The organism is Amycolatopsis sp. Poz14, assembly GCF_006704225.1.
Classification (GTDB): domain Bacteria; phylum Actinomycetota; class Actinomycetes; order Mycobacteriales; family Pseudonocardiaceae; genus Amycolatopsis; species Amycolatopsis nivea.
The window spans coordinates 7692188-7704817 of sequence record NZ_JACLHD010000001.1; the positions used below are offsets into that span (position 1 = coordinate 7692188).

13 protein-coding genes are annotated in these 12630 nt (G+C 67.4%); 1 reads left to right on the top strand and 12 read right to left on the bottom strand.

The genetic code is table 11. The annotated features are described in order from the left end of the window. Nucleotides 1-32: 32 nt before the first annotated feature. The 9 genes from FKO37_RS35705 to FKO37_RS35745 form a co-directional block, all read right to left on the bottom strand. Nucleotides 33-938 (bottom strand): pilus assembly protein TadB, encoded by a 906-nt coding sequence (locus tag FKO37_RS35705; RefSeq protein WP_238607383.1) that lies wholly within the window; start codon nt 936-938, stop codon nt 33-35. Beyond that, on the bottom strand, nt 935-1867 hold the full coding sequence (locus tag FKO37_RS35710) for a type II secretion system F family protein (protein WP_238607384.1): 933 nt from the start codon (nt 1865-1867) through the stop codon (nt 935-937). The genes FKO37_RS35705 and FKO37_RS35710 overlap by 4 nt, the downstream gene beginning before the upstream one ends. Continuing rightward, a complete protein-coding gene (locus FKO37_RS35715; protein ID WP_238607385.1) occupies nt 1864-3351 on the bottom strand; it encodes a CpaF family protein in 1488 nt (495 codons plus the stop codon). Before FKO37_RS35715 ends, FKO37_RS35710 begins: the two co-directional genes overlap by 4 nt. Further along, a complete protein-coding gene (locus FKO37_RS35720) occupies nt 3348-4175 on the bottom strand; it encodes a hypothetical protein (RefSeq protein WP_238607386.1) in 828 nt (275 codons plus the stop codon). Before FKO37_RS35720 ends, FKO37_RS35715 begins: the two co-directional genes overlap by 4 nt. A 40-nt stretch (nt 4176-4215) precedes the next feature. Next, entirely contained in the window at nt 4216-4914 is a 699-nt protein-coding gene (locus FKO37_RS35725) for an SAF domain-containing protein (protein ID WP_238607387.1), read from the bottom strand. A gap of 75 nt (nt 4915-4989) precedes the next feature. Further along, nucleotides 4990-5502 carry a hypothetical protein gene (locus FKO37_RS35730; RefSeq protein WP_238607388.1) on the bottom strand — a complete coding sequence of 171 codons (513 nt, stop codon included), beginning with the start codon at nt 5500-5502 and terminating at the stop codon, nt 4990-4992. A gap of 461 nt (nt 5503-5963) precedes the next feature. Further along, on the bottom strand, nt 5964-6527 hold the full coding sequence (locus FKO37_RS35735) for a hypothetical protein (protein ID WP_238607389.1): 564 nt from the start codon (nt 6525-6527) through the stop codon (nt 5964-5966). A gap of 68 nt (nt 6528-6595) precedes the next feature. Beyond that, nucleotides 6596-7300 carry a methyltransferase gene (locus FKO37_RS35740; protein ID WP_238607390.1) on the bottom strand — a complete coding sequence of 235 codons (705 nt, stop codon included), beginning with the start codon at nt 7298-7300 and terminating at the stop codon, nt 6596-6598. A gap of 108 nt (nt 7301-7408) precedes the next feature. Further along, complete coding sequence (locus FKO37_RS35745) at nt 7409-8269, bottom strand: hypothetical protein (protein WP_238607391.1); 861 nt, start codon at nt 8267-8269, stop codon at nt 7409-7411. Nucleotides 8270-8676: 407 nt separating this feature from the next. On the opposite strand from FKO37_RS35745, the gene FKO37_RS35750 reads away from it, so the two are divergent. Continuing rightward, nucleotides 8677-9066 (top strand): helix-turn-helix domain-containing protein, encoded by a 390-nt coding sequence (locus tag FKO37_RS35750; RefSeq protein ID WP_238607392.1) that lies wholly within the window; start codon nt 8677-8679, stop codon nt 9064-9066. Here the strand turns inward: FKO37_RS35750 and FKO37_RS35755 are convergent. The 3 genes from FKO37_RS35755 to FKO37_RS35765 form a co-directional block, all read right to left on the bottom strand. Further along, nucleotides 9059-10228 carry a GGDEF domain-containing protein gene (locus FKO37_RS35755; protein WP_238607393.1) on the bottom strand — a complete coding sequence of 390 codons (1170 nt, stop codon included), beginning with the start codon at nt 10226-10228 and terminating at the stop codon, nt 9059-9061. The two genes, FKO37_RS35750 and FKO37_RS35755, sit on opposite strands and share 8 nt — an antisense overlap. A gap of 83 nt (nt 10229-10311) precedes the next feature. Continuing rightward, entirely contained in the window at nt 10312-11685 is a 1374-nt protein-coding gene (locus FKO37_RS35760; protein ID WP_238607394.1) for an MFS transporter, read from the bottom strand. Nucleotides 11686-11926: 241 nt separating this feature from the next. Continuing rightward, nucleotides 11927-12496 carry a hypothetical protein gene (locus tag FKO37_RS35765; protein WP_238607395.1) on the bottom strand — a complete coding sequence of 190 codons (570 nt, stop codon included), beginning with the start codon at nt 12494-12496 and terminating at the stop codon, nt 11927-11929. Between the last annotated feature and the right edge of the window lie 134 nt (nt 12497-12630).

Consider the following 12630-nt stretch of genomic DNA (forward strand, 5'->3'; position numbering starts at 1 on the left):
ATGCTGCGCTGCAACGGTTTCTGGTCATTGGGCTAGCCGCCTCCGGTCAGCAGGCGGATCAGCGCCGGATACATCGCCATCAGAAGAAACGCGATCAGCAGGACAGCGACGGGGAGCGCGAGTCGCTGCGAGCGAGAGTTGGCGTCGGCCTTGTCTGCGGCGAGCGCGGCGGAGCGCAATGCCGCCGCTTTCGCGACCAGCGTGCTGTAAATCGCGGCACCGTCAGCAGCCGTGGCCAGAATGTCAGCCAGGTCGGCGAGTTCGACCACTCCCATCCGTTTGCCCAGCCGGGACAAGGCTTCCCATGGGGTGTGCCCGGCGTGCATCGCCTGGCCTAGTGTTCGGCTGATCCGCGCGAACACCCACGAATCACCGACGACCGCTGCTTCTCCTAGCGCCTGGCTCGGCGCGCGTCCGGTTGCCCGTTCCTGGGCCACCAGGTCGAGATATGCAGCGACGGCACGGCGGAATTCTTCGCGCGCCCCGTCGGCGTCCTCCCGAACAGCCAGCACCGGCACGACCGATCCGCCGACGACGGCAGCCAGCACGGCCAGCACCACCGCCGTGCCGGACAGGCTCATGCCGCCGAACCACGCCAACCCCGCCACCGCAAGGACTGCGGCGGCCGCGCCGCTGGCCCACGCCAGGCGGCGGGCGAGGTAGCGTTCCTCGGTCTGGCCGAGCACGTCGAGATCGTCGGCCGGGATGCCCCACCAACGGCTCGACGATCGCGCCGAGTACCTGGCCAGGCGGCGCAATCGAGCCGCCCGCAGACCGCGCGGCAGCGCAGGATCCGTGCGGCGCGCGGCGAGATCGTCCAGCTCCGCCACTGCGGCAGCGAGGTTGACTGGGGCCGGGCGCAGCAGCGCCAGGAGCACACACACCAGCGCTAGTCCCCACAGCGCTCCGAGGACAGCGGCGGCAGTTGCGGGGGTCATTGCCGTGCCTCCGTATCCGGCTGCGCACTCGCAGTCGCAGTGCGTTTCGGCGTCGGCATGGCCGCGGGCGTGCGCGACGCAGCACCGAGCAGGCGAGCGGGTCGTCGGGTCCGGGTCAGGAGGTGCATCCACCACCCGGCCGCGCCGAGCAGACCTCCGATCCCGGCCATCACCGCCTGGCCCAACGCCCCGTCGAACGGCGAGAGGAACTCCCGGGCGAACAACACCAGCCCGACCAGCAGAACCACCGTGATCCCCAGGATCGCGCGCACGTCGGTGCGCGGCTTCGCACGGTCGGCTTCGATGTCCCGGCGAGCGACGACCTCTCGTTCCAGGGCAACGGCTTTGGCGTCGAGAACGTCGACCAGGCCGCGACCGCCCGCGCGTGCGCGCAGGATCAGGGCTAGGACGACCTCGTCGGCGGCTTCGTCGCCCACGTCGTCGGCGAACGCGCGCAAAGCCTGCTCCAACCCGCGGGTGCGCAGCCGCACCGCGAGCGTCCCGATCTCGGCGGCCAAGGCGTCGGGGGCGGTGCGGGCCGAGCTGGCGATCGCCTGTTCCAAACCGCCCGCGCCGGAAGCCAGCACGTCAGCCAGCCGACGCACCCAGCTCGCCAAAGCGTCCAACCGGGTGATCAGCCGCTGTGCGTCCTGCCCACGGGCCAGAACCGGAACGGTCACCGCTCCGGCGACCGCCACCGCCGCGGCGACCGGCCACCCCGTTGTCCACCACACCGCCACGCCCGCAGCCAGCGCCACCGCTGTCCGCCGCAGCGGCAGGCGCTCCTCGAAAGACCGCCAGTGGTCCCGTCGCCGCATCGATCGACGCGCCCCGGCCGGTGCCTGAGCGGGCGTGGAGAATGCCGCGACCGCACAGGCAAGCGCCAGCACCATGAGCAGACCGATCAGGCTCGGCCACACGCTTGTCATCGTCGGCCTCCAGCCGGGAAACCAGTGACATTTTCGGTGTCTGCCCGTGCATCGGCGGTGTCGAGACAGGCGCGGTCGAAACCGTGCCGCTCCAGACGCTCCAGCAGGTCGCGGCTGGGGGCGTACTCCGCAACCGCGCGGCCATCGGCCGGGCGTGGCGCGAAGATCCTGGTGGTGTCCGGGCGGCCGGAATCACCGACCGGGCCGACTTCGATAATCTCGGAGACGCAGCGCTGCCGGTGGTGTGCGCCGAGGTGGGCGTGGTCGGTGCGGGCGACGTGCACGACCAGGTCGATCGCCGAGGCGGTCCACTGGTGGGCAGCTTCGATCGCCAACGGCGGATCAGCCAGCTGCCCGAGTGCGCCGATCCGGTCGAACACCGCGGACGCGTTGGTCGCGTGCAGGGTGCACATGCCGCCAGTCGCGCCGTTGCCCAACGCACGCAGCATCGCAGTGACTTCTCCGGCGCGGACTTCCCCGACGATCACTCGGCTCGGCGAGTGGCGCAAGGTCTGCTTGAGCAAGTCGTCCAGGGTGATTTCGCCGATCCCCTCGCTATTGGCGGGCCGGGCTTCGAGCGGAGTGACCAGAAGACGCGCTCCGATGTGGAGGCCGAGTTCGTACTCCTCCTCAACGGTCACGACGTGCTCATAGTCCGGAATCTCGGCGCACAACGCGCGCAGCAGGGTCGTTTTCCCGGCCGCAGGACCACCGGTAACGATGACGTTGCAGCCAGCGAGCACTGCCGCGCGCAAGAACGACGCGATCCCCGGGCCGAGCGTGCCGTTGGCCACGAGATCGTCGAGGGTGACGTCGACCAGGCGGTGGCGGCGGATCGCCACTCGCGGCCGGTCGCTGACTTCCATCACGGCTGCGACCCGGGCGCCCAGCGGACCGCCAGCGCTGATGCGCAGGTTTCCCAACGGGCGGCCGGCGTTGAATTCGCGGCTGGTCTGGCCCTGTCGGGCGAACATCGCGGCCAGCATTTCCACGAGGTCGGCGTCGGTGTCGGCCACCGGGTACGGCCATCGCTCGACCGACCCGTCGGCCAGCTCCAGCAGAACGCGGTCGCAACCGTGCACATGGATGTTCTCGACATCCTCGCGATCCAGAAGTTCCTCCAGCGCGCCCAGCCCGGACAACGCGGCCACCACCGCACGGGTCAACCGCCGTTCGTCCTCAACGGACAGGGGCGCTTGCCCGTCGGCAGCGCGGCGCACAACCCAGGCAGCGACTTCCTCGGCAACGTACGCGCTCATCCGCGCTTGTTGTTCCGCCGCTGACAGCGGCACGTCCACATGGGTCTCCCCAGCCGCGACGCGTTCAAGCCGGGCCGCGACCGATTCCCGGATAGCACGAACGGCCTGCGAGTCCAGCTGCCCCTCTGCCGTGGTGCTCGATGGCAGTCTGCGTGCCTGCGGTGCCGGGACCGAGTAGCTTCCGGGTCCGTTGGACAGGCTATATCCGTTGTGGTGCAACGTCATCGTGTTGCTCCTGTCAGGACGTCATTGGACACGCGTGGTGCCGGAACGCGCAGCTCGGCAGGCGTGTAGTTGTGGTAGGTACCGTGCAGCCGGCGCGCTGCCCGTCGTGCGGTGCGCAACAGCGGCGATCGACGCGGCACAGCGCCCGCGTCGGTTCCGTCGGAAAGCACCGCCGCCGTCCGCTCGTCGGCTGGCAGTTCGAGAGCGACAGCCCGGCCCAACGCGACGTGGACCTCGTGAGCGCCTGCGGGCGATGACGCGCACACCGCCAGGCCGAGCCGCTCCGGCACGATCTGCTCGGCGAGTTCGGCCAGCACTGGGCGCGCGGCCAGTACGTGCCTCGGGGTCGGGCGGACTGCCAGCAGGACCAGATCGGCGGCCACCAGCAACGGCCACGGCGTGGCCGCGCCGAAGCGGCCGACGTCGACCAACGCGTCCGCAGGGCGTCCGGACCGGGTTCGGAACGCGGCCAGCGACGCGGTCAACCGCGTCCACCCCTCAGTGCTGATCGCGGAGTGCTGGCCCGGCGACGTCAGCCCCGCGAGCAGCCCCACGTGCCGTGCGGGCGGCACCGTCTGAACGTGCTCAAGCAGAGCAGCCGGGTCTCCCGCTGTCGCGTGCCTCGTTGCGGTCGCGTGGGACAACACGCCGCGATCGGCGCGGATCGCGCCGGCCACGAGCCACTGGCCCAGCCAGCCCGGTGCGAGATCGCCGCCCGCGGGGTCGCAGTCGGCCAGCAGCACCGGCGCGGGCCATGCCGCCGTTAGGGCGGCCAACGTCGTGGTCCCGCCGGGTGATCCCTTGCCCGAGACGATCGTGATCATCGCCAACACCCTCACCGCCCTTCCAGACGAATTCGCATTCCTACGCGCCCGGCCCGAGCTGGACCACGACGACCTGACCCGCAGCAGCACCGGTCGCCGCGGACGCGGCATCCGCGCCGACGACGACGTCGACCGTGACCGCGCCAGTCGAGTCCGGCGGACCGGTACCCACCACCCGTGCTTGAAACGGCCCGGACGCGCTCGCCGACGGCTGTCCGAGGTCGGCCCCGGTTCCTCCCGCGATCGGACTGACTTGGACCAGGTCACCGGGCGACAGGCCACGGGCGGGCAGGTGCCCCGGTTTCACCGCGAGCCCGACCAGACGCTCACCAGGACCAGGAACCGGCTGCGCGGACAGCTGGCCAGGTGCGAGCACGCTGCCGGCGGGCAACGCCGAACGTGCGGTTTGACCGACCACCTCCGCGCGGTCAGCGGCAGGAATCGCGGACAGTCCTTGGCCGGGAACCGCTTTCGCGATGCCAAGATCAGTGTCGCCGATTCGCTGACCCCAGCCCACATCCCGCGTCAGCACAACGACATCGACCCGTTCGTCCTGGCCCGCGATCAGGGCGTAGTTGCCGAAGGCGGCCCCGGTCGCCAGCACGACCGCGACGCCGAGCAGCCACCACCGCCGCCGACGCGGCACCCGCGGCTCGTCACCGTCCCGAAGCCGCTCATGGAGCGCCGCGTCGTCAGCACGCGCTGAGCGCGGCTGCGAAAAAGACAGAGCAGTACCCACCGGGAAACTCCTTACTCATTTCCGGAAGCGTGGATTTCGTATGTGCAACTGTTTGTCTGGCGAATTCTCGGTGCGCTATTTCGCGCGCAACGCCTGTACCTCGGCGACCGCGAAGCTGGCGCCGGCCCTTGACTGCATCTGCGGGAAGTCCCCGCCGACATCAGCGGTTCCGTCCGACCCGACCCAGCTAACCGACCACTGGATCGCCCACGACGCGCGGGCCTGGTCACCCGGCTGTCCGACAGAGCTGCGGGTGTAGACGAATCCGCAATCCGGACTGGCAGCGTGCAGGCCGAAGGACCGGTCGTAAGGTGCGCCCGGCCCCGAGCATGACGTCGATCCGCCCGTGCCCGAGTTGAACGTCATGCCCGCCGGGGTTGCGGTCACCTCCGCCCACACCGGCCCGACCTGAACTCGCCGCACCGCCGGATGCCATACCTTGCGATCAGTCCACACCCAGGTGTTCTCGCCGACGATCGTCGCGTCCCGCCCGTCCGGCAGCCGCACATCCGGCGAATGCCGCGGCACTGGCAAGGGAAGACGCAATTGCTCGAACGCCTGCGCCGCCAACTGCGCCGGAGTCGGCAACAGCGGGGGTGCAGGCGCGCCGCCCGGCGGTACCGGTGCGTTGTCCGCGGGCAGCGGAGGGAGACACCGTACTCCGAACGCGCTACCACCGGGCCGGCCAGCGCCGGGAGTGCCCCCTGCGCCGAAACCACCCACAAAACAACCCGGCGGAAGCCCGTTAGGCGAATCCTCAGAATCACCCGAGCCCTGTGCGGCCTGCCGATCTTGGCCACTGGCACCGGCCGACTTCTTCCCAGGACCGCGAGGCCGCACAGGTGCTTGGCCCCGTTGATCCAACGCCCGCATGTCGATGTGCGGCGGCGCAACCAGACCGGATACGTCTCCCGGAACGACGATGACCTGGCCATCGTCGTTGCTCGATGACGGCGGGTCGGCCAGGGCCGGTGCCGGCAAGCCAGTCACCGATAGCCCGCACAGGCACAGGACGCCGGTCGAGACAAGCGCAATGCGTCGGCGAACCATCAGCATGTCCCGCCGGGGAACGTGACTTGAGCAACCTTCCACCGACCGTCAGCCGTATCACGCTTGAGATCCGCATTGACTGGATTCCGCGGTACGCCAACGGTTTTCCGCTTGCCAGTCTTGGCATCCGCCTGGCCTGCTTTCGAAGCGTCCTGGCAGTCGACTACTTTCGCCGATACATCGGTGATCTGAACTGAGACTATTCGAGCGGTGACATCGCCGTACACCGTGATCCCGGCTTGCTTCTGCGTCTGCATCGCGCCCAAGGCCGTTGTGAGCTGTGGATCAACTGCGACTGCGGCGACCGCGTCATGCCAAGTGCTTTCAGGCTTGTCGCTGGTGTGGAACGTGCTGTGCCAGAACTGACGGTAGGCAGCTTCGACCGCTTGACGCTGCTCGGTGCCCGATGAGCTGGGGGCCGAGGACGGTTGCGTCGGAGCCGACAGGTGAGACGGCGAAGTCGGTGCTGGCACGCTTCCACCGCTGCAGCCCGCCAGCAGCAGGGCAGCCGCACTAGCCAGGACGACGCGTAGTTGCCGACGACCAGCACCGAAGTTGTTCACAAGATCCTCCCCGTCTCCTGTGGTGTCGATTCCCGTGGCAGTCTGCTCTTGCGACGGCTGCCACGCGACTAGGACAACAAGATGCTGACCAATGAGCCGACAATCAGTGGCGGGCCAGCGGGAAAACGCGAATTCACTCTCTTGGACGACAGCGCGACGGCAAGCGCTACCAGTGCGGTGAGCCCACTGGCGATCAGCAGGCCGCGCAGCAAACCGTCCCATCCGGACCAGCTGAGGTAGATCCCGAGCGCGGCATACAAGGCCGTGTCGCCACCTCCGGTGTGTTCCGGCGCGCACACCTGAACCAGCAGCGCAAGACCCAGCAACGTCACCATCGACGCACAGGCGAAGCCGAATCGAATCCAGGTTCCGTGCGCGATCGCGTCGAAGAGCAGGAGTGCGGCACCTCCGCCCGCCAGCGCTGCCACCATCGGAAACGGCAATCTTCGGCAACGCAGGTCGGTGAGCGTCAAGCCGCATCCCAGCGCGCACGCCCAGCACCACGCCACCCAGATCGGCGTCGCGCCGAGCTTGAGCAACCCGATCCAGCCGAGACTTGCCGTCGCCGTCGACATGCCCGCGGTCAATGCCGTGCGCGCGGACCGGCCTGCCGCCATGGTGGTGCCGGTCGTTCGTTCCGCTGCTGCCAGCAAGCATGGTCCCGCAACGACACTGGCGGCTCCGAGCACCGGAATTAACATCATCGACTGCTCCCCGGTTACGGAAAACGCTGTGAGGGTCGGCTGGGGTTGCTGAATGTTCGCCAATTCCATCGGGTTCAGCGGCCAGCTGATTGGTGTCGCAAGGTGCGATTTGCGAGCCTGCGGACGGGTCGATGGCGAGTTCCGACGGCTGGTCGGCCAGCGGTCCTGATTCCTGCATCACGACGAACCTTCCTCTCCTGCAGAACCGGGCAGGCGCTGCTCCCACGGAAAAGCTCCGGCACCGAGGAGATCTCGTGCGGCGGTGACGCGAGCGAATACGTTCTGAGGCAACGCCTCCGCGAGCTCCGCGAGGTGGCGAACATCGGCATCGGCCGGCAGCGCCGCAAGCGTGTGGTCCGTGAGGTCGGCCAATTCAGCGCGCCGGAGCTTTCCTTCCCACTCCCGGACCAGCACGAGGCAAGCATTCACATGCCAGACGACCTCGCTGAGCGCGCCATCGATCACGCCGACCGACTCGCGGGCCGCGGCCGCTAGGTGACCGACCGCGGAACCGGGATCTGCTGCCAGTTCGACGGCGAGGCAGCGGGCTGCCCGCGTTCGGTCCAGGCAGCACAACGCTTGCCACACGAGTCGATGCACTTTGCCCGGAATCGTCGGGTCGATCCAGGCTCGTGCCGGACTGCGGTGCAGTTCTCCCACGCCGTCGATCAAGATCCGCGCCGCGTGGTGCGCCTCGCCGAGTTCGCTGAAGTCGCGGCCGCGGAAGAAGAACTCTCCCCGTACCCGGTCCAGCCGACACGAACTCCCGGCATCATGACGATGATCGGTCAGGAAGTGGGCGACGTTGTCCAGGCCAGCGAGGATGCTCATGCCGACGACCAGAACGCCCGCGCACACTACGACCACACCGATTCCGGTCATCAGCCCGACGAGCGTAACGACAATGCCGCCTAGACAAGGGAGGAAGATGGCCGGACTGAGTGCCGCGCGGACACGTTCTCTACGCAACTCAGCTTCTGACACCGCGGGATTCAGAAGCAGGGAGTCCGGCCCGTCCGGGAAGATCGCGGTGCGCACTGGCCCTGCCAAACCAGGTGCGTTTCTGCGTTCCATCGTGTCTCCAAGGGTCTGAGAACGAACTGTCCGCCACGCATCTGGCTATCGCGTGCGAGCAGGCGAGCCGTAGGCGCAACTGCTCGTCAGGCGCGCCGCCGGGATGCTGGATCCGTTCCTCTCGGCGGGACGCGAGGCACCCGGCTTGACGCTCGGCTGCCGGGCACCTCGCTGCTTCCGTCCCCGGGGCAGTTGTCCCGGGTGATTCCCAGGTTTAGCCCGCTGACCTCGTGCGACTGCAACGTAAGAACCCGTGCGACTTTGGAGTAGCACGACGGGTTATCACCCGTTCAGTCCAATGTCGCCGGTCTCGGTCGAGCGGGTTCGCGCCGCGATGGCACGGCGTGCTGTGATCGTGTAGACACCGAGTAGTGAACGACTGGAACGTGTCGTACCGCCGGAGCCTTCATGAGCTGCTGACGCTTCTGAGCGGACAGTGGACAGTCGCGGTCATCGCCACCCTCGCGGTCGGCGAGCGGAGCTACACGGAACTCTTGGACGAGGTGAACAAAGCCGAGGAACAGCAGGGCTGGACTAGCCATGCGAAGCCGCTCAGCTCAAAAGTGCTGAGCAGTCATCTGCGGAGGCTCGAAGCCAACGCGCTGATCGAGCGTCGTGCCGAAGGCACCAGGTTCAACAAGGTCTGGTACCGGCTCAGCGCGGACGGCCAGGAGCTGCTGAGCATGTTGAGGCCGCTAGCCAGTTGGTCTGCCCAGCGGCACGTTATCGCCGCACTGGACGAGACCACGCCCTCTAGCTGACAACCACCTGGTTACGTCCACGGTCCTTGGCCGCGAAGAGGGCATTGTCGGCAGCGCGAAGCAAGTCGTCCAGGTCAGTTCCGGCGGCGGGGTATGCCGCTGTGCCGATCGAGACGGTGATCCGGGGCGAGTCTCCAGAGGCTGACGCAACCTCGACTGCGGCGATGCAGTCGCGGACACGATGCGCAATGGCGAGGACTTCGTCAGCGCTGCTTCCTGGCAGCATCACCACGAACTCGTCACCGCCGAGTCGCCCGCACAAGTCCGTGTTTCGCACGACCGAACTCAACGCCGCTCCTGCTGCCTTGAGGACACGATCGCCGACGTCCTCGCCGTGAACAACATTCACCAGAGCGAAGTGATCGACGTCAATCAGCAGGATGCTGAGGCACCCGTTGGTCTTCGCCGCTCGCCTCAGCTCGCTGTCCGCCAGGGCGCGCCAGCTGGCTATGTTCAATAACCCGGTCTTCGAGTCGCGAGTGGCCGCGTGTTCGAACTGCCGGACCAACGCCGAACGATGCAGCGCATACAAAGGGAAGACCAGGAAAAAGACCAGCCAGGGGGTCAGCGTGAGCAGCACCGCAGTAACCAGGCCCATGCACACCGTCGCCAGTTCGAGCAGGTTTTCGTTCGCCGGGCCGGTCAGCCGCCTCCGCGAGGATGCGCCGAGCGACAACCCGATAACGGCGCCGACCAGGGCCGAATTGACCGTGAAGAAGGTCCCGACGACCGCGGCCGCTCCGAGCAAGCTCATAGCACCAAGGTCGTGTCCGATCGGAACAACGGACACGCTGCGGGCGCACCATGCAGCCATCTGGCAGGACAAGATCACGTTGCAGGCGCTGAACAGCGTTCGGTGCAGGTGTACACCTGGGATGCCGCGCCAGCTCCGCAGCCACAGGTGCAGGTAGAGCGCCACCACGACAGCTACCGTCAGCACGCCCGGAAGCACGAGGGATGCTGCGAACGTCCAGACTGAGGAGAAGTTCACGTGCGGGGTGTCGGCGAACCGGCGGCGGCGGCGCTCGACCTGGCGTGCCATCTCGGCTGCGCAGATCCCGAGCCCGACGAGAACGAGGCAACTGCGGATGTCCTGGAACGTCACCCGAGCCGATACCGCGTCGGCGACCGTGACTGTCGTCGCGGCCAGCACCACGGTCATCACAAACGCACGGACACGCACAGGGTGTGACCAGAACTCCCAGCGCTTCACCCGGGTCAGTCCGCGAGGCTGCCCCGGATCGGTTACATGCTGCATACTGAACTCGCTTCCGTTCCCACGGGGAGGGCTGCGGCTACACGACCTGTCTGTCCCAGGCTCGGCCCTTCCTGCGGCTGGATGTCCCGGGAGGGGGTTTCATGCGCAGCAAGGACTGGTGACGGCGTTCGCGCTCCGGACGCGGGCTCGTCCTCGGCAGATCTCACCTGACGCGGACGGGCCCCCTTCCAAACGATCGCAGCACCAATAGCAAGCACAAACGCAATGAGCCCGGACGCCGCCACAGTGGTCACGGGCCCCACCTGGTCTGCAGCAAGGCCGGCGGCGACAATCGCGACTCCCTGCGAGGTCTGCAGGCAGGTGCTCATCCTGCCCATGACGGTCCCGCGGCTGCGGTCCGGCACGATCTCGGCAACGATTCCTTGCAGGCGGATCAGATAAACCGTGGACAGCGCGCCCGACATCGCCCACAGCACGGCAGCCCCGGCCAGCCATGGCATTATGGCTGAGGCCAGCAGCGGAAGACCCGCTGCAACCGCCGGAACCACCACTCCTCGCGACGAAGTTACCGGCTCCCCGCGGCTGGCCCACCATCCGCCCAGGACGCTGCCGACGGGATCCGCCGCCATCAGCACGCCGACAGCGAATGATGTCGCGCCGAACGTGCTTGCATACGGCGCGGCAATGCCTTCGGGAACGACCAACAGTCCGACAAGCGAAATCAAGATCACCGGCGCGACGAGCTGCCGGCCGGGCCGGTAATCGCGACTCGCAGCGGACAGATCCGCTGCCGTCGAGCGGTCCCGAGACGCCGGACGGGCTGCCACACCGAGCAAGACGCCCAGCGCGCTCAACAGGAACGTCGCACCGTTGAGCAGCAGGATTCCTTCGACTTGGACCGCGACGACAAGCACGCCGCCCAATCCGAAACCGGCTACCTGCGCAGTCTGCGTGGTGATCTGCCGTAAGCCCAGCCCCGCCTGGTACAGCCGTTCCGGAAGCACGTCGCGCAGAAGGGACAGCTGTGCAGCCTTGAACGGAGCGCCGGCCAACGTCAACACCCCGACGATGCACCACAACGCCGGCAACGGGAGGCCGGGAATCGCCATCGAGATCGCCAAACAGCCCCGGACCACATCGCTCGCCACGATCACCGTGCGACGCGGAAACCGGTCTGCCAGGCCGGACAGGAGGAAACCGCCCAACACCGCCGGCACGAAAGTCAACGCATAGCTCAACGCAGTGAGGGACGCCGAGTTCGTGCGACCGTAGACCAGCAACGCCAGGGCAACCCGGGCAAGTTGATCTCCAGCAACCGACGTCGTCTCGGTCACCAACATCGTGCGGAACTCACCGCACCGCAGAGCTGCCGCGAAGTTTCCGCGCACGCCAGATTGCATGTGCTCGCTCCCTCCCCGGAGCTAGCCAAACCGACCGACGGCTCTCCCGGACCGGCGATCTTGACTCACCAAGGTATGCCGGAGAGTGGTCAGGGAGACACAAACAGCGATAGGTTCACTCGTTTGAGGTAGTCCGGGCAAGTGCGGCTTGAGGCTGAGCCGAGCCGCAAGGTATGGGCCTTACACGTCGGGCTGAGCGGTCGGTTGTGCGTAACGCCGCCGACGCGCAGGCCCTGGGTGATCAGCCGAGATTGCGGCGGAACCACCGGCTCTTGGGAACACGGTGAACAACACCCCGAACAGCGCCGCGCAACGCAGTGTGCTGCTGGTCAGCCAAATCGTTCGCTGCCTGCCGGTTCTCCCGCAGCCGGGCGATCTCATCCCCGGAAACTGGTTGCTCAAGCCCCTGCCACGCGACGGCTTCCGTGTTCTGTTCGAACGCGAACTGCCGCGCTTGTTCGGAGGCGATCCACTGCCAGTGCGCATCTGCGTATCGCTCGAAAGCTGCCTGGACCTGCGGATGGCCGAACATCTCCAGACGGATCAGCAGGCTTTGGCGTTCGGCAACGTCCAGCGAGAGAATCTCGCGATCGGACTCGGTCAGTAAGGTCTGCATCGCCTTCTCGCGGATCGATGCCCAGGTGCGCGCTTGAAATAGAAGCTGCTCATAGAGGTCGACGGTTCGAGTCCAGATCCGTTGTCGATGATCGCTGCTGCGCGTCGCGACCAACATGATCCGTGCAGACCCCCAACTAAATCCGCCGCCGAGAGCCACGCCGATCAAAGTGGTCTCGGCTGTTGTCAAGAACATTCGCTCATCATGCCTGCGCATGGCTCTGCGCAGCACGAACGCGCCGGTGCGTGCGAGCTCGGATCGGGTGGACGACCCGCTGGCACCGTTCCTGGCGACGGCGCTGCTGGCTAGGGCGGCTGATCGTGGCCGGG